Genomic DNA, 25,026 nt, shown 5'->3' on the forward strand with positions numbered 1-25,026 from the left:
TCCGTTGATCGGTCGGCGTGCACCCATGGTCGGCGTGAACGATAATGCATCGCAACCGTGTTGGAGGAAGTTATCCGATGAAGACCGCCACCTTTCCATCCGTCCACGTCGAGCCGGAACTGCTCGCCGCTGCCGAACGCGTCCTGGGTGACGGCGAAACGCTATCGAGCTTCGTCGAGCAATCGATCCGTGAAGGCATCGAGCGTCGCCGGCTTCAAAGCGAGTTCATTGCACGCGGCATTGCGTCCCGCGACAAGGCGATGCACGCGGACCAGTATGTTTCCTCATTCGTCGTGCTCGAACGGCTGCAATGCCGGCTCGATGCGATGCGTGATCGCCAGCGGCAAGCTCGCTGACGGAACGATTCGCGTCACAACCGTCGGACGACGAGGGACCACATGGCCTCGAACGACAAGAAGATCTGGTTTCCGGCCAAGCGCTACGGATGGGGATGGGGGTTGCCGGTCGCGTGGCAGGGCTGGCTCGTGCTGCTGCTGTTCGTGATCGGGATCGTTGCGAGCGCTTGGCTGCTGCCGCCGCACAAGTCACCGTTCGCGTACGGCGCCTGCATCGTGGTGCTGTCCGCTTTGCTGATCGCCGTATGCTGGATCAAGGGCGAGAAGCCCGGGTGGAGATGGGGCAAGGACGATTGAGCGTTGGGAGCGAGCCCGCACTCCGTGGCACTCATACCGGCGTCAGCCGCGAATCGCCCGCCACTGCACCAGCTTCTGCTCGAACGACAGCATCGCATTCGCCGGGCTCGACGAAGGCAGCACCAGCGTCTCGTACCCGGCCCTGCCGATCACGTCGGCAAACCGCCCTGCCGTCTTGCCGTTGAAGCACACGCGCTTCAGCAATGGCGCATGCTCCCGCAACGAATCGAAATCGTTCGGCTCCGCGTTGCGGATCGCCGAATCGAGGCTGCCCTCGCGATGACACGCGGCAAGCACGTCCCAGATACCGATCCCGTGCGTCAGCACGCGCTCGAGCCGTTCATCGTACGCAAGCTCGTGCAGCCCGTGCTCGCCGAGCACCGTGCCGAGCAGCCGCCAGAACTGGTTGCGCGGATGCGCGTAATACTGCGCGGCATCGAGCGATGCCTCGCCCGGAAAGCTGCCGAGGATCATCGTATGCGTATTCGGCCCGACCACCGGCCCGAAACCCTGCAGCATCACGCGCCTCCGCCCGTGCCGCCCGAACGCGGCCCGTCGCCGTGCGCGTCGAGATGGCGCCACAGCGCCGGCAGCATGCACTCGGTGACCATCAGCGGTTTGCCGTGACGCTGGAACACCGAGCGCCGCGCAGCAAATGAATGCGGCGCGCGCGCGCCTGCGCCAAGCGCATGGCTCGCAAGCGCATACAGCGGATGGCCAGCAATCACGCGCCGGCTGACCAGCGCCGAGCGCTCGACCTGCGGATCGCTGTACAGCAGCTCCGCGAGCGGCCGCGTGCGCAGCCGCCGCATTGCCTGCCACACGCCCTTGCTGGCGGCGAGCGGCACGATGCTGTGCGCGGCGACGTACGGCGTACCGTCGACCGACAGGATCACCTCGCGCACCCACATCGGCGCGCGCGGCAAAGTGGCAAGCGCGTCGGGCTCGTCGAACCATGGACAGTCGACGGCCTCGCGCGTCACGCGCACGTTCACGCGGCCGAGCCGCGCGAGATGCGCGGTCAGCGATCCGCCGCGCGTCAGCCAGTCGCGCTGGTCGAGCGTACAGCCAGGCCGCGGCGTCTCGCGCCAGCCGGCCTGTCCGCCGTCGAATCGCATGCGCACGTTCACGCGGCGCGCGACAGCAGCAGTGCGTTGGTCCGCTTCACGAAGCTCGCCGGATCGTCGAGCATGCCGCCTTCGGCCAGCAGTGCCTGGTCGAACAGCAGATGGCACCAGTCGCCGAAATCGGCGCTGTCGGCGTTCAACAGCTTCACGAGCGCGTGCTCGGGGTTGATCTCGAGGATCGGCTGCATCGCCGGCGCGTTCTGGCCGGCCGCCTTCAGCATCCGCTGCAGGTAGCCGCTCATGTCGTTGTCGTCCGCGACGAGGCACGACGGCGAATCGGTCAGGCGGAACGTGACGCGCACTTCCTTCACCTTGTCGCCGAGCGCTTCCTTCATCTTCTCGACGACAGGCTTGATCGCCTCGCCCGCCTGTTCCTGCGCCTTCTTCTCTTCGTCGTTCAGCTCGCCGAGATCGAGGTCGCCGCGCGCAACGCTCGCGAGCGGCTTGCCGTCGAACTCATTGAGGAACGACAGCATCCATTCGTCGACGCGATCGGTCAGCAGCAGCACCTCGACGCCCTTCTTGCGGAACACTTCGAGATGCGGGCTGTTCTTCGCGGCCTGCCATGCGTCGGCCGTCACGTAGTAGATCTTGCTCTGCTCGGGCTTCATGCGCGACACGTAGTCGGCGAGCGACACGTCCTGCGCGTCGGTATCGCCGTGCGTCGACGCGAAGCGCAGCAGCTTCGCGATGCGCTCGCGGTTCGCGTGATCTTCGCCGAGGCCTTCCTTCAGCACCTGGCCGAACGCGCCCCAGAACGTCTTGTACTTCTCCTTGCCGGCATCCTCTTCCGCGTTCGCGAGCTCTTCGAGCATCGACAGCGCGCGCTTCGTCACGCCTTCGCGAATCGCCTTCACGTCGCGGCTTTCCTGCAGGATCTCGCGCGACACGTTCAGCGGCAGGTCGGCCGAATCGACGACGCCCTTCACGAAGCGCAGGTATTGCGGCAGCAGCTGCTCGGCGTCGTCCATGATGAACACGCGCTTCACGTACAGCTTCAGGCCGCCGCGATAATCGCGGTTCCACAGGTCGAACGGCGCATGCGACGGCACGAACAGCAGTTGCGTGTATTCGCTGCGGCCCTCGACGCGGTTATGCGTCCACGTGAGCGGATCCTGATGGTCGTGCGCGACGTGCTGGTAGAACTGCGTGTACTGCTCGTCGGTGATGTCGCCCTTCGAACGCGTCCACAGCGCGCTCGCCTGGTTGACGGTCTCGTCCTCGTCCTTCAGGACCATCTCGCCCTTTTCCTGATCCCATTCTTCCTTCTGCATCAGGATCGGCAGCGCGATGTGGTCGGAGTACTTCTGGATGATCGACTTCAGGCGATGCGACGACAGCAGCTCGTCCTCGCCTTCGCGCAGGTGCAGCGTGATCGTCGTGCCGCGCTGTACGCGCTCGATCGCGTCGATCGTGAAATCACCCTCGCCCGCGCTTTCCCAGCGCACGGCTTCGTTCGCCGGCAAGCCCGCGCGGCGCGTCTCGACGGTGATCTTGTCCGCGACGATGAAGCCCGAGTAGAAGCCGACGCCGAACTGGCCGATCAGCGCCGCATCCTTCTGCTGGTCGCCGGACAGCTTCGTGAAGAATTCCTTGGTGCCCGAACGCGCGATCGTACCGAGGTTCGCGATCGCCTCGTCGCGGCTCATGCCGATGCCGTTGTCGTCGATCGTGATCGTGCGCGCGGCCTTGTCGTAGCCGATGCGGATGCGCAGGTTCGGATCGTTCTCGTACAGCGCGTTGTCCGCGAGCCCCTCGAAACGCAGCTTGTCGGCCGCGTCGGACGCATTCGACACCAGTTCGCGCAGGAAGATTTCCTTGTTGCTGTAGAGCGAATGGATCATCAGGTGGAGGAGTTGCTTGACCTCTGCCTGAAAGCTCATCGTTTCGTGTGCCATGGATGCTGTTTCCTCTTACTTGAACTGGTGAAATGGTGGGCGCAGGCGCCCGGCGCGCGATGCCGGCAAGCCCGTGAAGGACGTCCGCCCGGCGCAAGCGGTTTGCGCGCGTATCTGGGGACGGCGCGCGTGATTTCAAGGGTCGGCGTGCCGCGTCACGACGCGCGCCGCACGGCCGAGTCGATATAGCCGGCAAGCAACCCCGGCAGCGCCGGATCGCCGCAGTTCGCGACGTTGAAGCGCATCCATGTCGACGGCGATTGCTGCGGCGAGAACAGGCTGCCCGGCGTCAGCAGAAAGCCGGCCTCGTGCGCGACCGCCGCGAGCGCGTCCGAATCGACGCCCGTGTCGGCCCACAGGAACATCCCGGCCGCCGGCATCGCGAAGAGCCCGAGCCCCGTGCGCTCGAGCATCCGCGCGGTCTTGTCGCGCACGCCGTCGAGCCGCGCGCGCAGCCGCTCGACATGGCGCCGGTAATGCCCCTCGGTCAGGATCTTGTAAAGCACGCGCTCGTTGAGCTCGGGTGTCGTCATCCCGACCAGCATCTTCTGGTCGGTGACCGCCTTCGCGATCTCCGGCGCGCACGCGACGTAGCCGACCCGCAGGTTCGCCGCGAGCGTCTTCGAATAGCTGCCGAGGTAGATCACGCGCTTCAACTGGTCGAGGCTCGCGAGGCGCGTGGCCGGATAGCTCGGCGGGCACAGGTCGCCGTACACGTCGTCCTCGACGACGAGGAAGTCGTACGCCTCCGCGAGCTTCAGGATCCGGAACGCCTGCGCGGCCGACAGCGACGTGCCGGTCGGGTTCTGCAGCACCGAATTGATCACGAGCATCTTCGGCCGCCACATCTGCACGAGCGTCTCGAGCGCGTCGAGATCGGGGCCGTCCGGCGTGTACGGCATCCCGACGAGCTGCGCGCCCTGCGACGCGAAGCGGCCGAACATCTGGAACCACGCGGGATCGCCGACGATCACCGCGTCGCCGGGCCGCACGTAGATCCGCGAAATCAGGTCGATCGCCTGCGTGATCCCCGATACGAGCACGAGCTGGTCGGGCGTCGCGCCGATCTCGACTTCGGCGAGGCGCGTCTGCAGTTGCTGGCGCAGCGGCAGGAAACCCTGCGCGGTGCCGAAGCCGAGCATCTGCGCGCCCGACTGGCGCCCGAGCGCGCGCAGCGCGCCGGTGATCAGCTCGCCGTCGAGCCAGCGGCCCGGCAGGTAGCCGAGACCGGGCCCCTTTTCCGGGCTGACGGTGTGCAGCATGTTGCGCAGCAGCCAGACGACGTCGATCGTGTTGTGCACGGGCGCGGCTTCGGACCCGCGCGCCAGGTTGTCGACCGGCTGCGGGCCGGCCGTGCGCTCGCGCACGTAGAAGCCGGAGCCGCGCCGCGAGTCGAGGTAACCCTGCGCGACGAGGCGCTCGTACGCCTCGACGACGGTAAAGCGCGACACGCTCTTGTCGAGCGCGAGCTTGCGGATCGACGGCATCCGCATGCCGGGACGGAACACGCGTTCGTCGATGCGCCGCCGGGCCCACTGGACAAGCTGGTCGACGAGCGTGAGCGTGGCCGTATCGTGCGGCGCGGGAATCTGGGCGAGTGGAACGGTGGACATGGGCGGCAGCTCCAACTGTACCGAAGGCTATCGCGCCGATTGTACCGTTACTGTGCCGGTGTCGACGATTACAGTTGACCGCAATGGCGACCGTGCGGCCGCCGTTCCGGCCCCGCCGCACCGGGAACCGCGCCGACCGGCCCGTCCGCGGCCCATGCGCCGGCCGGTCCGGCAACCGCCCGGCGCATCGCCCGCCTACCATGACACTTTCGCTTCCCGACCGACGTTCATGCCAGCCCGCTCCCTGACACTCGACCACCTCGTGATCGCCGCACGCACACTCGACGACGGCGTGCGCCATGTCGCCGACGCGCTCGGCATCGAACCGGCCGGCGGCGGCCGCCACCCGCTGATGCGGACCCACAATGCGCTGTTCGGCGCATGGGGCGGGCTCTACCTCGAAGTGATCGCGATCGACCCCGACGCCCCCGCCCCGGACGACGGCGCAGCGCCGCCGCGCGCGCGGCTGTTCGCGCTCGACGATCCGGCGATGCAAGCCCGGCTCGCGCAGGGCCCGTTTCTCGCGCACTGGGTCGCCCGTGTCGACCGCCCGCGCCTGCTCGCGCTGTGGCAAAGCCAGTACCCGGCCCGCATCCCGCCCGTCGTCGCGATGCGGCGCGGCGACCTGAGCTGGGGCCTCACGGTGCCCGACGACGGCGCGTTCCCTGCCTGGCAGGGTTCGGGCGACGGCCTCGTGCCGTCGCTGATCCAGTGGGACAGCCCGCACCACCCGGCCGAATCGCTGCCGCCCGACGGCGTCGCGCTGAAGGCGCTCAAGGGCACCCACCCGCGTGCGGACGCGATCCGCGAGCAGCTCGACTGGCTCGGCGCCGCGCATCTGCTCGATCTCGAAACCGGCGACGGCCCGCCCGCGCTGGTCGCCGAATTCGACACGCCGCAAGGTGCGCGCACGCTGCGCTGAACACCCCTCGATTACAACCACCCTGCAATACGGAGACACCCACGACATGAATTCGCGCGAAACCCGGGGCATGCTGCTCGGCCTGATCGGCGTGATGATCTTCAGCCTGACGCTGCCGATGACGCGTATCGTCGTGTCCGAACTCAATCCGCTGCTCAACGGGCTCGGCCGCGCGCTCGCCGCCGCGGTGCCGGCCGGCCTGCTGCTGTGGTGGCGCCGCGAGGCGCTGCCGACCCGCGCACAACTGAAAAGCCTCGCGATCACGTCGGCCGGCGTGATCATCGCGTACCCGGTGTTCTCCGCATGGGCGATGAAATCCGTGCCGGCGTCCCACGGCGCGGTCGTCAACGGGCTGCAGCCGCTGTTCGTCGCGCTGTACGCGGCCTGGCTGTCGCACGAGCGGCCGTCGAAGGCATTCTGGGCCAGCGCGGTGGCCGGCAGCGCGCTCGTGATCGCGTTCGCGCTGCGCGACGGCGGCGGCACCGTGCAGGCCGGCGACGCGCTGATGCTCGTCGCGGTCGGCATCGGCGCGCTCGGTTATGCGGAAGGCGCGCGCCTCGCGCGCCAGATCGGCGGCTGGCAGGTGATCTGCTGGGCGCTCGTGGTGTCCGCGCCGTTCCTCGTGCTGCCGGTCGGCTGGCTCGCGTGGATGCAGCATGCCGCGCATCCAAGCCCGCTCGCGCTGCGCACGTGGCTCGCGTTCGGCTACGTGACCCTTTTTTCGCAGTTCATCGGTTTTTTTGCATGGTATGCGGGGCTCGCGATGGGCGGCATCGCGCGCGTCGGCCAGGTGCAACTGCTGCAGATTTTCTTCACGATCGCATTTTCCGCCCTGCTGTTCGGCGAGACGGTCACGCCGTCGACGTGGCTGTTCGCCGCCGCCGTGATCGCCACCGTGGTGCTCGGGCGCCGCTCGGCGATCGCCACCACCGCGCAACCGGCTCGCGCCGGCTGAACAGGTGCGCCATAATGGCTGTTTTGCCTGATCGGTTTTGCCCACCCGGCCGCGAAGGCTCGACCGCGCTCGCGCATGCCCACCCGGCAGCGTCGAAGCGATCCGCCCGAACGACCTTTCTTGACTGACCACGATATCCGAACGAGGAGACTATGAATCCGAGCGACCTGCATCCGCCGCACTGGCAGCTTTCCGAACGCGCCCGCAAGCTGACGAGCTCTGCGATCCGCGAGATCCTGAAGGTCACGGAACGCCCCGAGGTCATCTCGTTCGCCGGCGGCCTGCCCGCCCCCGCGACGTTCCCGGCCGAGCGCATGCGCGCCGCCGCCGACCGCGTGCTGCGCGACGCGCCGGCCGCCGCGCTCCAGTACAGCGCGACCGAAGGCTACCTGCCGCTGCGCGAGTGGATCGCCGAGCGCTACAGCGTGCGCGTGTCGCAGGTGCTGATCACGACCGGCTCGCAGCAGGCGCTCGACCTGCTCGGCAAGGCGCTCATCGATCCGGGCAGCCCGATCCTCGTCGAAACGCCGACCTACCTCGGCGCGCTGCAGTCGTTCTCGCTGTACGAGCCGCGCTACGTGCAGGTGCCGACCGACGAACAGGGCCTGCTGCCGGAAGGCCTCACGCCCGAACTCACGCAAGGCGCGCGCCTCCTGTACGCGCAGCCGAACTTCCAGAACCCGACCGGCCGCCGCCTGCCCGTCGAGCGCCGCCGCGCGCTCGCCGCGTTCGCGCAGTCGAGCCCGTTCCCGGTGCTGGAAGACGATCCGTACGGCGCGCTGAACTACCGCGGCGAGCCGCTGCCGACGATGCTGTCGATGGCGCCCGACCACGTCGTGCACCTCGGCACGTTCTCGAAGGTGCTCGCCCCGGGCCTGCGGATCGGCTACATCATTGCCCCCGAGGAACTCCACTTCAAGCTCGTGCAGGCCAAGCAGGCCACCGACCTGCACACGCCGACGCTCACGCAGCGCATCGCGCACGAAGTGATCAAGGACGGCTTCCTCGACGAGCACATCCCGACGATCCGCGAGCTGTACAGCGCGCAGTGCGACGCGATGCTCGGCGCGCTCGAACGCCACATGCCGGAAGGTGTCACGTGGAACCGCCCGGAAGGCGGGATGTTCATCTGGGTGAACCTGCCCGCGCAGATCGACAGCATGAAGCTGCTTGCCGCGGCCGTCGACAACCACGTCGCCTTCGTGCCGGGCGCGCCGTTCTTCGCGGACGACGCGCAGCAGAACACGCTGCGCCTGTCGTTCGTGACGGTGCCGCCCGAGAAGATCGAGGAAGGCGTGGCTCGCCTCGGCAAGCTGCTGCGCGAGCGCCTCTGATCCCCCCTTTTCCTGTCACGACTCTCTACGAGGAATCGAACACATGGCTAACGTCTACGACAAACTGAAGTCGCTCGGCATCGAGCTCCCGACCGCCGGCGCACCGGCCGCCGCCTACGTGATGAGCGCGCAAAGCGGCAACACGGTCTACCTGTCGGGCCACATCGCGAAGAAGGACGGCAAGGTCTGGGCCGGCAAGCTCGGCGCGGATCTTCAGACGGAAGACGGCAAGGCGGCCGCACGCTCGATCGCGATCGACCTGCTCGCAACGCTGCACGCGCACACCGGCGACCTGAACAAGGTCACGCGCATCGTCAAGCTGATGAGCCTCGTCAACTCGACGCTCGACTTCACCGAACAGCACGTCGTGACGAACGGCGCGTCGGAGCTGATCGCCGAAGTGTTCGGCGATGCGGGGAAGCACGCGCGCTCGGCCTTCGGCGTCGCGCAGATCCCGCTCGGCGCGTGCGTCGAGATCGAGCTGATCGCCGAAGTTGCGTAACACGCGCATCGCGATGCCCGATCGTCTCGTCCGCTTCAAGCAGGTCGACGTGTTCACGTCGGTGCCGTTCAAGGGCAACCCGCTCGCCGTGATCTTCGACGCCGATTCGCTCGGCGACGATGACATGCTCGCGATCGCCCGCTGGACGAACCTGTCGGAAACGACGTTCGTCTGCACGCCGACCGACCCGGAAGCCGACTACCGCGTGCGGATCTTCACACCGGGCGGCGAACTGCCGTTCGCCGGCCACCCGACGCTCGGCACCGCGCATGCGTTCCTGGAAAGCGGCGCGCAGCCGCGCACGCCGGGCCGGCTGATCCAGCAGTGCGGGGTCGGCCGGGTCGCGCTGCGCGAGCAAGCCGACGGCTGGGCGTTCGCCGCGCCGCCGGCGCGCGTCACGCCGCTCGACCGTTCGGACTACGCGGCGCTGGCTGCCGCGTTGCGCAGCGACGCGATCGACCTGGATGCCGAGCCGTGCGCGGTCGACAACGGCGCGCCGTGGCTGGTCGTGCGGCTGACGTCGGCCGACGCGTGCATCGGCCTGTCGCCCGATCCGGCCGCGCTGGAAGCGCTCACGCACCGCTACGGCGCGGACGGCCTCGCGGTCTACGCGCCGCACGCCGAAGGCGGCCCCGCGACGTTCGAAATCCGCTGCCTGATGACGGGCGGCAACTTCGGCGTCGGCGAAGATCCCGTCACGGGCAGCGCAAACGCCGCGCTGGCCGGTCTGCTGACGCGGCAGGAACGCCGTCCCGGCACGTCCTACACGGCCCGCCAGGGCACGGCGATCGGCCGCGACGGCCGCATCTTCGTCCGCTACGACGACGACGGCACGACGTGGATCGGCGGCCACGCCGTCACGGTTGTCGACGGCACGTTCCGGTCCCTTGTCTGACATTTCGCGATGTGCGATGGCGCCGGTCCGTCCGGCGCCCCTACGGTTCGCCCAGCTATCGCAAAAACGCTCCAGCCAGTAATATCGGGCCTAATCCGTTGTTTCGGAGGTCTGTCGATGGTTGCGCATCCCGCGAACGAACAGACGCCGGGGCGACCCCAACCATAGCCGGCCATCCCGACGGATGGCGCACGCGAGCAGGACGCCACCCTCTTCGATGAGCTCCGCCCGGTCCAACCCTACGCCGCCGACCCGGCCGCTACGCGCGCCGCGCAAATCGCGCCGGCGTGCGCTGTTCGCGATCCCGCTGCTCGGGATGCTGGCGCTTGCGCTGCTGTGGGCTGTGATCATCGCGCGGCTGTCGGTCGAGAAGGACAGTGCGTACAAGGAAGCGGCGGCGTCCGCCGCGATCCTGTCCTCCGCGCTCGAGCAGCATACGGTCAAGGCGATCCACCAGGTCGACCAGATCACCCGCTTCGTCAAGTTCGAGTTCGAGAAGTCGCCTGCGCACTTCAATCTTGCGAGCGCCGTCGAGAAAGGCGTCGTGCCGAGCGATACGCTGATCCAGGTATCGCTCGTCAACGCGAAGGGCATCCTGTTCGCGAACACGGCCGAGATCCATCCGCAGCCGATCAACCTGGCCGATCGCGAGCACTTCAAGGTCCACCTGTCGCACAACGACGACCGCCTCTATATCAGCAAGCCCGTGCTCGGCCGCGTGTCGAGCCACTGGACGCTGCAGATGACGCGGCGCCTGAACAACCCGGACGGCAGCTTCGCGGGCATCGTCGTCGTGTCGGAAGACCCGAGTTACTTCACGAACGACTTCTACAACAACGCGGCGATCGGCAAGGAAGGCGTGATCGCGGTCGTGTCCGACACGGGCGCGGTGCTCGCGCGACGCACGGGCTCGCTCAGCAACGCACCGGGCGCGTTTTCGGCATCGGGTGTGTATCCGATCGCCGAGCGCGTGACCGGCACGATCATCGACCCGCTCGACGGCGTGACGCGCATCGTGTCGTACCGCCACCTCGACGGCTATCCGCTCGCGGTGATGGTCGGCCTGTCGCAAACCGAGGAATTCGCGGACTACTACCACACGCGCAACGTCTACCTGCTGATGACGAGCTTCATCACGCTCGCGATGCTCGCGTTCTTCGGCGTCGCGACGGGCCTGATCGGCAAGCTGCTCGGCCGCGAGCGCGAGATGACGCAACTCGCGGAATTCGACCTGCTCACCGGCCTCGCGAACCGCTATGCGACGCTGCGCGGGCTGCGCAACGACGTGGCGATGCCGACGAGCCTGTCGCGGCTCGGCCTGCTGTTCATCGATCTCGACAACTTCAAGACCGTCAACGACACGCTCGGCCACAACGCCGGCGACATCGTGCTGCAGATGACCGCGTCGCGCCTGTCCGATGCGGTCGGCGACGAAGGCTCGCTCGCGCGCATCGGCGGCGACGAGTTCGTCGTCGTGATGAAGGGCGACGACGTCGAGCGGCGCGCGGTGCGGCTCGCGGAAGCGATCATCCGGATGTTCGGCGAACCGTTCGACGTACGCGGCAGTTCGTTCGTGCTGCATGCGAGCATCGGCATCGCGCTGCACACCGTCGCGAACGAAAGCGAGATCGACCTGCTGAAGAAGGCCGACCTCGCCATGTACAGCGCGAAGGACGCCGGCAAGAACTGCTACCAGTTCTATGCGCCGCACCTGTCGCACCGCGCCGACCACCTGATGCGCTGGGAACAGCAATTGCGCGTCGCGCTCGCCGAGGGGCAACTGTTCCTCGCGTACCAGCCGAAGATCGACCTCACGCACCGCACCATCACCGGCTTCGAGGCGCTCGCGCGCTGGGATCACCCCGAGCACGGGATCATCTCCGCGAACGAATTCATTTCGATCGCCGAATCGACGGGACTGATCGTGCCGATCGGCGACTTCGTGATCCGCACCGCGTGCGAGCAGATCGCACGCTGGCGCGACGAGGGTCACGACACGCTGACGCTCGCGGTCAACATCTCGCCCGTGCAGTTCTGGCGTGGCGACCTGATCGAAACGATCTCGCACACGCTGCAGGAAACCGGCATCGACGCGAACCGGCTCGAGATCGAGATCACCGAAACCGCGATGATGGAGTATCCGGAACTCGTGTCCGAGAAGATCGTCGCGCTGAAGAAGCTCGGCATCCGGATCGCACTCGACGATTTCGGCACCGGCTATTCGTCGCTGTCGTACCTGCACCGCTTCTCCGTCGACACGCTGAAGGTCGACCGTTCGTTCGTGCAGGCGATCCCGAACGATCGCAGCGTATGCGTGATGGTGTCGTCGATCGTGCATCTCGCGCGCTCGCTCGGCCTGACCGTCGTCGTCGAAGGCACGGAAACCGAGGAGCAGATCACGTGGCTGTCCGCGCTCGGCGAGATCGAGGCACAGGGCTTCCTGTTCTCGCGCCCGGTGCCGGCCGACGCAATTCCCGCGCTGATCGCGCGCTTCGGCGTGCGCGGCGACCATCCGAACGTCATCGCGCACCGCGCGACGGGCAGCACCGGCGCCTGAGCGCACCGCGGCTGCGGCCATGGCGCGCGTTGCGCGCTGCCATAATTGTTTCGTTTTCCGATCTTATTCTTCAGTCTATTAATTAGCGTTTCCGCGCATGGCAGTGTCGCGATGCGCGGCGGACAATTGGGAGGGCCAACGTATCGGCCGGCCGCCGATAACGTCTACACGCGCGAGATCCGGCCCTGCGCCAACACCACAACCATGACAACCGTCGAAGTCGAAGCAAGCGCTCGTGTCGAAGAGGCACAGGCATCCCTGTGGACCTTGTTCAAGGTCGTCGCCGGCATTTCGGCGATCTCGTGGGGCGGGCTTTCGATGATGGCGCAACTCGAACGCCACTACGTAGAACGGCTGCAACGCATCGAACCGCACATATTCGGCGATCTCGTCGCACTCGCGTGGCTCGTGCCGGGCCCCGTCGGCTGCAACGTTGCGGTGCAGGTCGGCCAGACGCTGCACGGCCGCGCCGGCGCATGGGTCGCCGGCATCGCGAGCGTGCTGCCGTTCTCCATCCTGATGACGCTGTTCGCGATCTTCTATCGCACACCGCTCGTGCGCTCGCTTGCGTCGCCGATGCTGATCAATCACTTCGGGATGGTGCTCGCCGCGCTGATCGGCGTCACGTGGGTCAAGCAGGTGCGCATGCTCGCGCGCACGCGGCTCGAACAGGTGATCGCCGCGCTGTCGACGATTCTGCTCGCTTTCGCGCATAGTCCGGCCGCTTTCGTCGGAATTCTTTTCGCTGCGTTTGCAGCGGGCTGGCTGACCGGGCCGCCGCAACGCGACGCGGTCGATTTCACGCTGTCGAGACGCGACCGCAACCTGCTCGTGCTGCTTGGCGTGCTCGTCGTGTTGTTCGCGGTGCCGCTGCCCGGCGATTACCAGGAGCAACTGCTGTGGCCGCGCCTCGCAGGCGCCGGCATGACATTGTTCGGCGGCGGCTTTTCCGCGCTGCCGGTGCTCAAGACGCTGTTCGTCTCGCCGGCAACGGGCATCTCCGATCACGACTTCACGCTGGCGTTCGCGCTGTCGCCCGTGGCGCCGGGGCCGCTGCTGAACGTCGTGCCGTTTCTCGGCTACCTGACCGACGGCTGGGTCGGCGCGCTGCTCGCAACGGCCGCGCTGTTCATTCCGTCGGGTTGTCTCGTCGTGTTTGCGCAGAACCACCTGGCCCGGCTCAAGCGCCATTCGCGCTTCGAGCACGGGATGCGCCTGCTGCGCGCGGCGACGACGGGATTTCTCGTCGTCGCCGTCGTGAAGATCCTGCATCGCGAGCCGGCCGACCCGATTTACTGGCTGACGGGCGCGTTCGCGACGCTGTGCTTCACGCGCCTCAGGGTGCCCGTCTATGCCGTCTACGGCGCGGTCGCGATTGCATGCGGCGTGTGGCTGTGGGCCGCCGCGCGCTGACGGGCGGCAGCCGCCGCCCCGCCGGACTCAGCCGGCATCAATCGGGATTCGTCGACAGTCAACCGGCTTCAACCCGCCTGCACCGCGACCCGGCGTGCCATCCAGCGAGCGCGCAGCGCGTCGTACGCGAGGTTGAAGCAGAACGTGTACGGCAGGAAGAACAGCACGATGCCGAGGTCGAGCAGTAGCGCCTCGACGAGGCTCACGTTCAGCCACCACGCAGCAACCGGCACCACCATCGCGACGAGGCCGAGTTCGAAGATGACCGCGTGCGCGATCCGCATGCCGAGCGTGCGCGTCAGCCCCGCGCGCCGTTCGAAGCGGTCGAACAGCGTGTTGAAGGTCATGTTCCACGCCATCGCGATCAGCGACACCATCACCGTCAGCACGCCGACGTGCGATACCGGCATGTCGAGCAGCCACGCGCCGATCGGCGCGCACAGCGCGATCGCGACCAGCTCGAACGTCAGCGCGTGCAGCAGCCGTTCCGTTACCGTTTTGTTCATCTGTTTCATGGTTCCCTCCGATCGTTGCTTCATTCATGTCGGTCATTTTGATCGGCTAAACCGTATGAATCCAGTTTGATATCATCGGTTTTACCGATATAACGAAACCCGGAGCGCCACATGCGCCACGCCCCCGAAGCCCTGCTCGCATTCGCCGAAGCCGCGCTGCTCGGCTCGTTCACGGCTGCCGCGCGCAAGCTCGGCAAGCGCCAGTCGACCGTGTCGGAGGCGATCGCGAACCTCGAGATCGATCTCGGCGTGCAGTTGTTCGACCGCTCGACGCGCGCACCGACGCTGACCGACGCCGGGCGCGCATTGCTGCCGCAGGTGCAGCGCGCGCTCGAGGCGGGCGCGGCGATCGATCGTACGGCCGCGCGGCTCGCGCAGGGCGAAGAAGCACGGCTGACGCTCGTCGTGTCCGATACGTACCAGTCGAAGCGCTACGAGGAAACGTTGATGGCGCTCGAACGGCGCTTTCCGGCGCTCGAGCTCGAATGCCAGATCGCCGAGCACGAGGACGTGCTGGACCTGATCCAGCAAGGCCGCGCGCAGCTCGGGCTGATGGCCGCGCGCGCGACCTACCCGGCCGATATCGGCGCGGCGACGGTGGCGGAGGAATCGGAGATCGGCCTGTTCGTCGGACGCACGCACGCGCTCGCCGAATACGGCGACGCGGAAGTGCCGCACGCGGCGCTGCGCGACGTGCGCGAACTGCGCCTCAATACCTACGTGAAAACGGAAGGCCGCAGCGCGGGCGACCGGATCGTCGTCGGCACGCAGCACTGGCTGGCGCCGAGCTACCTGATGCTGCTGGAGATGGCGGTGCTGGGGTTCGGCTGGGCCGAGCTGCCGCGCTGGATGGTCGACCACTTCGCGCGCGATCGCCTGTGCGAACTGCACGCACGCGGCTGGCCGCGCCGCGTGCGGGTGGATGCGGTATGGTCGCGCACCCGGCCGCTCGGCCCGGCCGGCTCGTGGCTGCTCGACGCGATGCTGGCCGCGTAGCGGCGCACACCGGCGAATCTGCGGTTGGCGCCGGCCGACGCCGGACGATCAGAAACCGCGCGACAGCACTGCCGCACCGACCGTGACGACACCGAGCACGAGGTTCACGACGACGAGCAGGCGCACCGCGTTCACCGCACGCGCGCCGTCCGGCCAGTTCTGCGCCTGCACCGCGCGGCGGATGCGCGGGAACAGCGCGAAGCGGATGTGCCCGAAGATCAGCATCATCACGACGCCGAGCCCGGCCATCGCGTGCAGCGACCACGTCGCGTGCGCGCCGCCGAACTCCACGAGCAGGAAGCCGCCGGACAGCAGGATCACGATCACGGAACCCGCCACCCAGTTGAAGAAGCGGCCGAACACGCCTTCGATCAGCGGCAACCGGAGCTGCGGCGACAGGTCGGACAGCGCCGGACGCAGGCAGAAGTTCGCGAAGACCATCCCGCCCACCCACACGGCAACGGCCAGCAGATGAAGAAACAGCGCGACGGCAACAGCGTGGGACATGGCGACAATCCTGTGATGGGTTGGGTGCGGCGAACGGCCGCGTCGCACGCGGCATCGAACGTCGTTCGACCGGCCCGTCGCCGCGCGGTTCAGGCCCCACGCGCGATTTCACAATATTTTGCAAGTTCCGCGTGACAGCGCCACGCTTGCTTACCCGAATCCGCAGTCCAAAAGAAAAGACCGCACGTCCGCCGAAGCGGAGGTGCGGCCTTCGATCGCGGCCGAACCGGACGATCGCGCGCGGCGTCAGCCGTCAGCCGTCAGCCGAGAAGCGGACGCAGCTCGTTGACGACCTTGAGTTTCGACTCCGGCGCGCGGCCCTTGCGTGCGCGCTTGCCGATGTGCGGCGCGAGCCCTGCATACGACAGCGTGTCGTCCTGCGCCTTGCCGCCACGGCCGGTGCCGATCAGCACGACACCCGCCGGATCGATCGCGAGCGCCTGCACGAGCGTTTCCTTGTCGTCGAGCGCCATCAGGATCACGCCGCGGCCGCCGCCGGACAGCGTCTTCATCTCGTCCATCCCGAACACGAGCAGCCGGCCGCCGCTCGACAGGCACGCGACCTGCGTCGCGTTCGGCAGCACCGGCATCGGCGCGAGCGGCACCGCGCCCGCATCGATCGTCATGAACGACTTGCCGGCCTTCACGCGGCTCACCATGTCGCCGACCTTCGCGAGGAAGCCGAAGCCGTTGCTCGATGCGAGCAGCAGCTGCTGGTCGGCCGGCGCCGCGTAGTAGTGCATCAGGTGCGAGCCCGATTCGAGCTCGATCAGCGACGTGACCGGCACGCCGTCACCGCGCCCGCCCGGCAGCACCGACACGTCGACCGAGTACACGCGGCCGCTGCTGCCCCACGCGATCAGGCGATCCGGCGTGCGGCACTGGAACGCCGCATACAGATGGTCGCCGGCCTTGAACGTGAAGCCGGCCGGGTCGAGCCCGTGGCCCTTCAGCGCACGCACCCAGCCCTTCTGCGACACGACGACCGTCACCGGCTCGTCGACCACCTTCGCCTCGAACGTCGCGCGCTTTTCCTGCTGGATCAGCGTGCGGCGCTCGTCGCCGTACTGCTTCGCGTCGGCCTCGATCTCCTTGATCATCAGCCGCTTCATCGCGCTTTCGTTCGCGAGCAGTTCCTCGAGCTTCGCCTTCTCGTCGCGCAGCGCTTCGAGTTCCTTCTCGATCTTGATCTTCTCGAGCCGCGCGAGCTGGCGCAGCCGGATTTCGAGAATGTCCTCGGCCTGCCGTTCGCTGAGGCCGAACGCGCTCATCAGCGCGGACTTCGGCTCGTCCGACTCGCGGATGATGCGGATCACCTCGTCGATGTTCAGGAAGACGATCATCCGCCCTTCGAGGATATGGATGCGGTCGTCGACCTTCGCGAGACGGTGGCGCGTACGCCGCGTCATCGTCAGCTGGCGGAACTTCACCCATTCGTCGAGGATCGTCAGCAGGCCCTTCTGGCCCGGCCGGCCGTCGGCGCCGATCATCACGAGGTTCAGCGTCGCGTTCGATTCGAGGCTCGTGTACGCGAGCAGCGTGTTCACGAACTCCGTCTGGTCGATCGTGCGCGACTTCGGCTCGAACACGAGCCGCACCGCCGCTTCCTTGCCCGACTCGTCGCGCACTGCGTCGAGCAGGTCGAGCATCGCCTTCTTCGTGTTGAGCTGCTCGGGCGTCAGCGTCTTCTTGCCGAGCTTGAGCTTCGGGTTGGTCAGTTCCTCGATTTCCTCGAGCACCTTCTGGCCCGACGTGCTCGGCGGCAGCTCGGTGACGACGAGTTGCCACTGGCCACGCGCGAGATCCTCGATCTTCCAGCGCGCGCGCACCTTCAGGCTGCCGCGGCCCGTTTCGTAGGCCGCCGCGATTTCCGTGTCGCTCGAGATGATCTGGCCGCCGCCCGGGAAATCCGGGCCCGGGATCAGGTTCATCAGCTCCGCGTGCGAAAGCTTCGGATTGCGGATCAGTGCGACCGCCGCGGCCGCGACTTCGCGCAGGTTGTGCGACGGGATTTCCGTCGCGAGGCCGACCGCGATGCCCGACGCGCCGTTCAGCAGCACGAACGGCATGCGGCTCGGCAGCGTCTTCGGTTCGTCGAACGAGCCGTCGTAGTTCGGCATGAAGTCGACCGTGCCCTGGTCGATCTCGTCGAGCAGCAGCTTCGCGATCGGCGTGAGCCTCGCTTCGGTGTACCGCATCGCCGCGGCGCCGTCGCCGTCGCGCGAGCCGAAGTTGCCCTGCCCGTCGATCAGCGGGTAGCGCAGCGAGAAATCCTGCGCGAGACGCACGAGCGCGTCGTACGCCGACTGGTCGCCGTGCGGGTGGTATTTACCGAGCACGTCGCCGACCACGCGCGCCGACTTCACCGGCTTCGCGTCCGGGCCGAGGCCCATTTCGTTCATCGCGAACAGGATCCGGCGCTGCACCGGCTTCTGGCCGTCGCACACGTCGGGCAGCGCGCGGCTCTTCACGACGCTGACCGCGTAGCTGAGATACGCCTGCTCCGCGTAGTTGCCGAGCGTCAGCGCGTCGCTCTCGGGCGCGTCGGGGCTGGCAAAGAGATCGGAAGTGTTGTCGTCCATCAGAATTCCGTATTCGTAAGTGGCGTGAGGCCGGGCCGGGCGTCATGCCCGGCCGCGCGGGGGGGGGCTTATTGAGCCCGCCTAGATATCCGCTTCGACGTCGTTGCCCTTTTCCTCGAGCCAGCCGCGCCGCGCGGCTGCCTCGCCCTTGCCCATCAGCATCGTCATCCGCGCGACGGTCGCCTCGTAGTCGAGCTCGCCGAGCTTCACCGGCATCAGGCGGCGCGTGTCGGGGTTCATCGTCGTGTCCCACAGCTGCTCGGCGCTCATTTCGCCGAGGCCCTTGAAGCGGCTGATGCTCCATTGCGTGTCGCGCACGCCGTCCTTGCGCAGCTTGTCGAGGATCGCTTCCAGCTCGCCGTCGTCGAGCGCATAGAGCTTCTGCGCGGCCTTCTTGCCACGCGCCGGCGCGTCGACGCGGAACAGCGGCGGCCGCGCGACGCACACGTGACCGCGCTCGATCAGTTGCGGGAAATGCTTGAAGAACAGCGTGAGCAGCAGCACCTGGATGTGCGAGCCGTCGACGTCCGCGTCCGACAGGATGCAGATCTTGCCGTAGCGCAGGTTCGACAGGTCGACGGTGTCGTCCGGGCTGTGCGGATCGACGCCGATCGCGACCGAGATGTCATGCACTTCGTTGTTCGCGAACAGGCGGTCGCGCTCGGTTTCCCACGTGTTCAGCACCTTGCCGCGCAGCGGCAGGATCGCCTGGTATTCCTTGTCGCGGCCCATCTTCGCGGAGCCGCCTGCCGAGTCGCCCTCGACGAGGAACAGCTCGTTGCGCGCGATGTCCTCGGTCTCGCAGTCGGTCAGCTTGCCCGGCAGCACCGCGACGCCCGAGCTCTTGCGCTTCTCGACCTTCTGACCCGCGCGCGTGCGCGCCTGCGCCTGCTTGATCACGAGTTCGGCCAGCTTCTTGCCGTGCTCGACGTGCTGGTTCAGCCACAGTTCGAGCGCGGGACGCGAGAACGACGACACGAGCTTCACCGCGTCGCGGCTGTTCAGGCGTTCCTTGATCTGCCCCTGGAACTGCGGGTCGAGCACCTTCGCGGACAGCACGAACGACACACGCGCGAACACGTCTTCCGCGAGCAGCTTCACGCCCTTCGGCTGCAGGTTGTGCAGCTCGACGAAACTCTTCACGGCCTGGTACAGGCCGTCGCGCAGGCCCGATTCATGCGTGCCGCCGGCCGGCGTCGGGATCAGGTTCACGTACGATTCGCGCACGAGCGAGCCTTCCTCGCTCCACGCGACGACCCACGATGCGCCCTCGCCCTCGGCGAACGTATCGTCGCCCGAACGCGAATCGGCGAAACGCTCGCCTTCGAACAGCGGGATCAGCAGCTCGCTGCCGTTCATTTCGTCGAGCAGGTAGCCGCGCAGGCCGTCCTCGTACTTCCACGTCTGGCGCTCGCCGGTTTTCTCGTTGACGAGCACGACCTCGACACCCGGCAGCAGCACGGCCTTCGAGCGCAGCAGGCGCTGCAGTTCGCCGAGCGGCAGGTTCGGCGAATCGAAGTACTTCGGATTCGGCCACACCTGCACGCGCGTGCCGGATTTCTTCTCGCCGCGGCCCGCGCCTTGCGTCGTGAGCGCCTTCACGACATCGCCTTCGGCGAAGCCGAGCTCGGCGATCTTGCCGTCGCGCCAGACCGTTACGTCGAGGCGCGTCGCGAGCGCGTTCGTCACCGACACGCCGACGCCGTGCAGGCCGCCCGAGAACGTATACGCGCCGCCCGCGGCCTTGTCGAACTTGCCGCCCGCATGCAGGCGCGTGAACACGATCTCGACGACCGGCACGCCCTCTTCGGGGTGCATGCCGAACGGGATGCCGCGGCCGTCGTCCTCGACCGATACCGACTGGTCGGTATGCAGCGTGACCGTGATCTGCTTGCCGTAGCCGCCGAGCGCTTCGTCGGACGCGTTGTCGATGACTTCCTGGATGATGTGCAGCGGATTCTCGGTACGGGTGTACATGCCGGGCCGCTGCTTGACCGGCTCGAGACCCTTGAGCACCTTGATCGATGCTTCGCTATAGGCCGCGCTGGGTTTCTTCGTTGACATAGGCGCTGTATTTCGTCATTCATCGGGATGTTGTCCACACCTCGTGTGGATAACATCGTGGACAAAACGTTGAGTTCCGTAAAAAAGCGAATCGAAACAACGGTGTGCTTGGACTGCTCCGAAAGCGGGCGCGCGGCGTGCGCTGCGCTGCCCGGGACGCGCGGTATTCTACTGGTTCCGCGTGGCACGCCAATCGCGAGATTGTCGCGCCGCCGCCACCGGCCGCGCGGCACGTGACGCGCGTTATGCCGGCTTGCGCTTCGCCTCGAGCGTTTCCCACCGTTCGAGCGCGGCGAGCAATTCGTCGTCGATCGCCGCGAACCGCTCGGTCAGGCGCGTGCCTTCCTGCGGATCCTTCGCGAAAATCGAGCCGTCCTCGAGTTGCGCGTTGATCGTCTTCTGTTCCTCTTCGAGCGATGCAATCTTCTCCGGCAGCGAATCGAGTTCGCGCTGCTCGTTGAACGACAGCTTCACCGTGCGCTGCGCATTGCGGCCCGCAGCGCTCTTCGCCGGCTCTTCCTTGACCGGCACCGCTTCCTTCACCGCGCGCTTCGCGGCTTCCTGCTGCGCGAGCTGCTCCGAGCGCTCGCTCTGGATCTGCCAGTCGGTGAAGCCGCCGACGTATTCGCGCCACTTGCCGTCGCCCTCCGCCGCGATCACCGACGTCACGACGTTGTCGAGGAACGCACGATCGTGGCTGACGAGCAGCACCGTGCCGTCGTAGTCGGCCAGCAGTTCTTCGAGCAGTTCGAGCGTCGGGATGTCGAGGTCGTTGGTCGGTTCGTCGAGCACCAGCACGTTGGCCGGACGCGCGAACAGGCGCGCGAGCAGCAGCCGGTTGCGCTCGCCGCCCGACAGCGACTTCACCGGCGAACGCGCGCGCTCCGGCGCGAACAGGAAGTCGCCGAGATAGCTCATCACGTGCTTGCGCACGCCGCCGATCTCGACCCATTCGCTGCCGGGGCTGATGGTATCCGCGAGGCTCTTCTCCTGGTCGAGCTGCGCGCGCATCTGGTCGAAGTACGCGACCTGCAGGTTCGTGCCGGTGCGCACCGTGCCTTCGTCGGGCTTCAGCTCGCCGAGGATCAGCTTGAGCAGCGTGGTCTTGCCCGCGCCGTTCGGGCCGACGAAGCCGATCTTGTCGCCGCGCATGACCGTCGTCGTGATGCGGTCGACGACCGTGCGGCCGCCGTAGCGCTTCGTCACGTCGGTCAGCTCCGCGACGATCTTGCCGGACTTCTCGCCCTGCGCGACATCGAGCTTCACGTTGCCCTGCGAATTGCGGCGCTCCGCGCGCTCGTGACGCATCTGCTCGAGCCGCGCGATACGGCCCACGCTGCGCGTGCGGCGCGCCTCGACGCCCTTGCGGATCCACACTTCTTCCTGCGCGAGCAGCTTGTCGAACTTGTCGTTTTCCACGCGCTCGACTTCGAGCTGCTGCGCCTTGCGCGTCTGGTACGCGGAGAAATTGCCCGGGTACGACAGCAGCCGGCCGCGGTCGAGCTCGACGATGCGCGTTGCGACGCGGTCGAGGAACGCGCGATCGTGGGTGATGAACAGCAGACCAGCGCGCTGCGCGACGAGCAGATCTTCGAGCCAGCGGATGCCGTCGAAGTCGAGATGGTTGGTCGGTTCGTCGAGCAACAGCACGTCGGGCTGCAGCACCAGTGCGCGCGCCAGCGCGACGCGCTTCTGCATCCCGCCCGACAGCGCTTCGACCCTCGCGTCGACATCCGACAGGCCGATCTGCGCGAGCGTCATCGACACGCGCGTGCGCCAGTTCCACGCGTCGTGCGCGTCGAGCGACGACTGCAGCCCGTTCATCCGCGCGAGCAGCGCATCGTGCTCGGCGCCTTCCGGTATATCCGCGAGGCGGTGCACGATCGAATCGTATTCTTCGAGCAGTACGCGCGTGTGCGTGAGCCCCGACGCGACCGCGTCGAATACCGTCGCGCCCGGCTCGAATTCGGGCTCCTGCGGCACGTAGACGGTCACCAGTTCCTGCTGGCGCGTGACGAGCCCGTCGTCGGGCTTCGCGAGGTCGGCGACGATCTTCAGCAGCGACGACTTGCCCGCGCCGTTGCGGCCGATCAGGCCGACGCGCTCGCCGGCTTCCAGCGAGAAATCCGCGTGATCGAGCAACGCGACGTGACCGAACGCGAGCTGCGCGCCGGTAATGGAATAAAGCGACATGGGGAGACGGCGGAGAGAGGAATCGGAAGCGCCCATTGTACCGGTCGCGGACGCCGCCACCGGTATGGCCGGATGGACTAGGCCTGCGAGCGGCGCTCGAACCGCATCGGCGCGGTGCGATAAAGCGGTGTCATGTACGGCTTGCGGCCGGTTTCCTGCGCCGGATGCGGGTTGCGGGTTGCGCGCGACCGGGTGTACGGACGAATGCCGGCCGGATGTCCGCGGCCGGTCGATCTGCCATTCCGCGCCTGGCGCACCGGGCGCCGGGCGCCGGCACGGGATACGCGGTTACTTCACGTTGACCGTGATCGTCGAACTCATTTCGGGACCGTACGAACGGTGCGCACCTTCGCCGAGCTGCAGCGTCAGCGTGTGCTGGCCGGGCGGCAGCTTCACCTCGGTTTCGGTCTGGCCCTTGCCGAAATGCAGCGAATGGTCGGTCGCCGGGATCACGTCGCCCTTCGGCACCGGCTTGCCGTCGATCAGCAGGTGATGGTGGCCCGTATCCGGCGTCATGTCGCCGGCCGGCTTGAGTTCCATGCCTTCGAGACCGAACTTCACATGCACGGGGCTCGACACCGTCGCACCGTCCCGCGGCTCGGCAAAGAACACGCGCGCTTCGGCGCGCGCGAGCGTCGATACGGCCAGCGCCGCGACACAAACCGCGCCCGCGATCCACTTTCTGTTGAGCATCGCTTTCTCCTTATGATTAAACAGCCCGGGAAGCATACACCGCACGCACGGCGGGCGTGTTTCGGTTGCGTTGTTCGCGATGCGTACGTTTAAAACGACGTTGCGCAGGCGTTCGGCGAAATTCCGGTAACATTGCGCCTTTCGCCCGCCGGCCAGGCCGCGGACGGCATCACCGAGTTTCCATTATCCCGAGCACCACATGAGCGAAGTAACCGAATACCAGAGCTGGGTCTGCCTGATTTGCGGGTGGGTCTACAACGAAGCGGAAGGGCTGCCTGACGAGGGCATCGCAGCCGGCACCCGTTTTGCCGATATTCCCGCCGACTGGCGGTGCCCGCTGTGCGACGTGGGCAAGGACGATTTCGTCGTCGTCGATTTCTGATCGCGGCCGATTGCGCGATACGCGCGTCGGCGTGCAATCCGCCCGCCGATGCGCCGCGCGTTTGCTATACTCTGCGCGCTGTCCACACCGCCGTCCGGTTCGCGTGTTTCGCGCGATCGCCCGGACATGGCTCTCCCCGTAGTTCAATGGATAGAACAAGCGCCTCCTAAGCGCTAGATACAGGTTCGATTCCTGTCGGGGGGACCAATCTTCCGTCTCATGCGATCCCCAGAATTCCGGAAACCCGTGATAGCATAAGGCTTCGCGGGTTTTTTCAATTCCGTATACGTCCCAGGACGTACTGCGACAGCCGGGGGTATTTGGGGGTATCTCTCGGGGTATCCAAGATACCCCTTGGAGGGATACCCCCATGCCCTTGACCGACAAAGCCGTCAAAAACGCGAAAGCGGGCGACAAGCCTGTGAAGTTGTTCGACGGCGGCGGAATGTTCTCTGTCCAGATTGCAAGCGGATGACTGCGAAGCGCATCGTCCGTGATGTTCGACGGGATGCCAGCGTCGATTGCCGGACCAAGCGCGCTGTTCACCGACTCGGCACGCTTCGACTTGTCTGTGACGCGCTCGAGTTCTTCGATAATTAGATGGCTCGGATCAATCGAGGCCGCAAAGAGCTTGGATGCGATCGCCCCATTACCTTTGCTCGCTACACCGGGCAAGAAGAAAATGAGGAGCGTCAACGCATTGCGGATAACCCCCCGGATATCCTGCTCACGAATTTTATGATGCTCGAACTCCTGATGACCCGTCAGGATGAGCTGGATCGCAAGGTCATCGGCAACTGCGTCGGGTTACGATTCCTGGTGCTAGATGAACTGCATACATACCGAGGGCGGCAAGGCGCCGACGTCGCTTTGCTTGTGCGTCGCGTCCGAGAGCGCCTTGCTCCCGATACGCTCCAATGCATCGGAACTTCGGCCACGATGGCCAGTGAAGGGAGTGTTCGGAACAAGCAGGAGGTTGTCGCGAGCGTCACGTAGCAACAATCCGCGCTCCGGCACGGCCACACCCGTCAAACTTAGAGAACCGTTATCTCTTGAGCCGCTCAACCATATGCGCGGCGAACCCGCGCGAAATTACCTCGAATACTAGCAAACTATGGAAGAGTAGTCGCGATATAGCATCTTGATACGCCGCTGTACAGTGCGGGGCAGGATCCGGAATCTTCGTCCCAGTTAACCGGTTTGACCCCGTATGCCCGCACCCCAT

The 25,026-nt window shown here is 66.7% G+C and carries 23 protein-coding genes and 1 tRNA gene; 14 read left to right on the plus strand and 10 right to left on the minus strand.

The window, feature by feature from the left end; all coding sequences use genetic code 11:
• Positions 1 to 77 precede the first annotated feature (77 nt).
• Complete coding sequence (locus ABD05_RS01745; RefSeq protein WP_047898688.1) at positions 78 to 356, plus strand: YlcI/YnfO family protein; 279 nt, start codon at positions 78 to 80, stop codon at positions 354 to 356.
• 42 nt (positions 357 to 398) lie between these two features.
• Complete coding sequence (locus ABD05_RS01750; protein ID WP_047898689.1) at positions 399 to 653, plus strand: hypothetical protein; 255 nt, start codon at positions 399 to 401, stop codon at positions 651 to 653.
• 42 nt (positions 654 to 695) lie between these two features.
• On the opposite strand, the gene ABD05_RS01755 is transcribed toward ABD05_RS01750, so the two are convergent.
• The 4 genes from ABD05_RS01755 to ABD05_RS01770 all read right to left on the minus strand — a co-directional run bounded on the left by ABD05_RS01755 (position 696) and on the right by ABD05_RS01770 (position 5,291).
• Entirely contained in the window at positions 696 to 1,172 is a 477-nt protein-coding gene (locus ABD05_RS01755; protein ID WP_047898690.1) for a DNA-deoxyinosine glycosylase, read from the minus strand.
• Entirely contained in the window at positions 1,172 to 1,771 is a 600-nt protein-coding gene (locus ABD05_RS01760) for a chorismate--pyruvate lyase family protein (RefSeq protein WP_047901029.1), read from the minus strand. Before ABD05_RS01760 ends, ABD05_RS01755 begins: the two co-directional genes overlap by 1 nt.
• A gap of 8 nt (positions 1,772 to 1,779) precedes the next feature.
• Positions 1,780 to 3,678, minus strand: coding sequence for a molecular chaperone HtpG (htpG, locus tag ABD05_RS01765; protein ID WP_047898691.1), 1,899 nt, complete (start codon positions 3,676 to 3,678; stop codon positions 1,780 to 1,782).
• A gap of 155 nt (positions 3,679 to 3,833) precedes the next feature.
• The gene (locus tag ABD05_RS01770) at positions 3,834 to 5,291 is read right to left on the minus strand and encodes an aminotransferase-like domain-containing protein (RefSeq protein ID WP_047898692.1); all 1,458 of its coding nucleotides are present in this window, start codon (positions 5,289 to 5,291) and stop codon (positions 3,834 to 3,836) included.
• A 229-nt stretch (positions 5,292 to 5,520) separates the two neighbouring features.
• Here ABD05_RS01770 and ABD05_RS01775 point away from each other — a divergent pair, with 229 nt between their 5' ends.
• The 7 genes from ABD05_RS01775 (at position 5,521) to ABD05_RS01805 (ending at position 13,869) form a co-directional block, all read left to right on the plus strand.
• Positions 5,521 to 6,213, plus strand: coding sequence for a VOC family protein (locus ABD05_RS01775; protein WP_047898693.1), 693 nt, complete (start codon positions 5,521 to 5,523; stop codon positions 6,211 to 6,213).
• A gap of 46 nt (positions 6,214 to 6,259) precedes the next feature.
• The gene (locus ABD05_RS01780; RefSeq protein WP_047898694.1) at positions 6,260 to 7,168 is read left to right on the plus strand and encodes a DMT family transporter; all 909 of its coding nucleotides are present in this window, start codon (positions 6,260 to 6,262) and stop codon (positions 7,166 to 7,168) included.
• A 152-nt stretch (positions 7,169 to 7,320) separates the two neighbouring features.
• The gene (locus ABD05_RS01785) at positions 7,321 to 8,502 is read left to right on the plus strand and encodes an aminotransferase-like domain-containing protein (RefSeq protein WP_047898695.1); all 1,182 of its coding nucleotides are present in this window, start codon (positions 7,321 to 7,323) and stop codon (positions 8,500 to 8,502) included.
• 43 nt (positions 8,503 to 8,545) lie between these two features.
• Positions 8,546 to 9,004 (plus strand): RidA family protein, encoded by a 459-nt coding sequence (locus ABD05_RS01790; protein WP_006478174.1) that lies wholly within the window; start codon positions 8,546 to 8,548, stop codon positions 9,002 to 9,004.
• Positions 9,005 to 9,017: 13 nt separating this feature from the next.
• Entirely contained in the window at positions 9,018 to 9,899 is an 882-nt protein-coding gene (locus ABD05_RS01795; protein WP_047901030.1) for a PhzF family phenazine biosynthesis protein, read from the plus strand.
• 217 nt (positions 9,900 to 10,116) lie between these two features.
• Positions 10,117 to 12,456, plus strand: coding sequence for a bifunctional diguanylate cyclase/phosphodiesterase (locus tag ABD05_RS01800; protein ID WP_047898696.1), 2,340 nt, complete (start codon positions 10,117 to 10,119; stop codon positions 12,454 to 12,456).
• 204 nt (positions 12,457 to 12,660) lie between these two features.
• Positions 12,661 to 13,869 (plus strand): chromate transporter, encoded by a 1,209-nt coding sequence (locus ABD05_RS01805; RefSeq protein WP_047898697.1) that lies wholly within the window; start codon positions 12,661 to 12,663, stop codon positions 13,867 to 13,869.
• A 68-nt stretch (positions 13,870 to 13,937) separates the two neighbouring features.
• On the opposite strand, the gene ABD05_RS01810 is transcribed toward ABD05_RS01805, so the two are convergent.
• A complete protein-coding gene (locus ABD05_RS01810; protein WP_047898698.1) occupies positions 13,938 to 14,384 on the minus strand; it encodes a multidrug/biocide efflux PACE transporter in 447 nt (148 codons plus the stop codon).
• Positions 14,385 to 14,495: 111 nt separating this feature from the next.
• Here ABD05_RS01810 and ABD05_RS01815 point away from each other — a divergent pair, with 111 nt between their 5' ends.
• Complete coding sequence (locus ABD05_RS01815) at positions 14,496 to 15,380, plus strand: LysR family transcriptional regulator (protein WP_047898699.1); 885 nt, start codon at positions 14,496 to 14,498, stop codon at positions 15,378 to 15,380.
• Between the two features lie 48 nt (positions 15,381 to 15,428).
• Here ABD05_RS01815 and ABD05_RS01820 read toward each other — a convergent pair whose 3' ends face one another.
• The 5 genes from ABD05_RS01820 to ABD05_RS01845 all read right to left on the minus strand — a co-directional run bounded on the left by ABD05_RS01820 (position 15,429) and on the right by ABD05_RS01845 (position 23,419).
• The gene (locus ABD05_RS01820) at positions 15,429 to 15,887 is read right to left on the minus strand and encodes a CopD family protein (protein ID WP_047898700.1); all 459 of its coding nucleotides are present in this window, start codon (positions 15,885 to 15,887) and stop codon (positions 15,429 to 15,431) included.
• Between the two features lie 260 nt (positions 15,888 to 16,147).
• The gene (gene parC / locus ABD05_RS01825; protein WP_047898701.1) at positions 16,148 to 18,469 is read right to left on the minus strand and encodes a DNA topoisomerase IV subunit A; all 2,322 of its coding nucleotides are present in this window, start codon (positions 18,467 to 18,469) and stop codon (positions 16,148 to 16,150) included.
• An 81-nt stretch (positions 18,470 to 18,550) separates the two neighbouring features.
• Complete coding sequence (locus ABD05_RS01830; RefSeq protein WP_047898702.1) at positions 18,551 to 20,533, minus strand: DNA topoisomerase IV subunit B; 1,983 nt, start codon at positions 20,531 to 20,533, stop codon at positions 18,551 to 18,553.
• Positions 20,534 to 20,776: 243 nt separating this feature from the next.
• Positions 20,777 to 22,726, minus strand: coding sequence for an ATP-binding cassette domain-containing protein (locus ABD05_RS01835; protein WP_047898703.1), 1,950 nt, complete (start codon positions 22,724 to 22,726; stop codon positions 20,777 to 20,779).
• A gap of 288 nt (positions 22,727 to 23,014) precedes the next feature.
• The gene (locus ABD05_RS01845; RefSeq protein ID WP_047898705.1) at positions 23,015 to 23,419 is read right to left on the minus strand and encodes a DUF4399 domain-containing protein; all 405 of its coding nucleotides are present in this window, start codon (positions 23,417 to 23,419) and stop codon (positions 23,015 to 23,017) included.
• 199 nt (positions 23,420 to 23,618) lie between these two features.
• Here ABD05_RS01845 and ABD05_RS01850 point away from each other — a divergent pair, with 199 nt between their 5' ends.
• The 4 genes from ABD05_RS01850 (at position 23,619) to ABD05_RS01860 (ending at position 24,797) form a co-directional block, all read left to right on the plus strand.
• Complete coding sequence (locus ABD05_RS01850; protein ID WP_027785088.1) at positions 23,619 to 23,801, plus strand: rubredoxin; 183 nt, start codon at positions 23,619 to 23,621, stop codon at positions 23,799 to 23,801.
• A gap of 132 nt (positions 23,802 to 23,933) precedes the next feature.
• Positions 23,934 to 24,008, plus strand: a tRNA-Arg gene (locus tag ABD05_RS01855).
• Positions 24,009 to 24,171: 163 nt separating this feature from the next.
• Positions 24,172 to 24,276, plus strand: coding sequence for an Arm DNA-binding domain-containing protein (locus tag ABD05_RS37265; RefSeq protein WP_238594085.1), 105 nt, complete (start codon positions 24,172 to 24,174; stop codon positions 24,274 to 24,276).
• A 125-nt stretch (positions 24,277 to 24,401) separates the two neighbouring features.
• Complete coding sequence (locus ABD05_RS01860) at positions 24,402 to 24,797, plus strand: DEAD/DEAH box helicase (protein ID WP_047898706.1); 396 nt, start codon at positions 24,402 to 24,404, stop codon at positions 24,795 to 24,797.
• Positions 24,798 to 25,026 lie beyond the last annotated feature (229 nt).

The sequence above is a fragment of the Burkholderia pyrrocinia genome, from assembly GCF_001028665.1.
GTDB classification, from domain to species: domain Bacteria; phylum Pseudomonadota; class Gammaproteobacteria; order Burkholderiales; family Burkholderiaceae; genus Burkholderia; species Burkholderia pyrrocinia.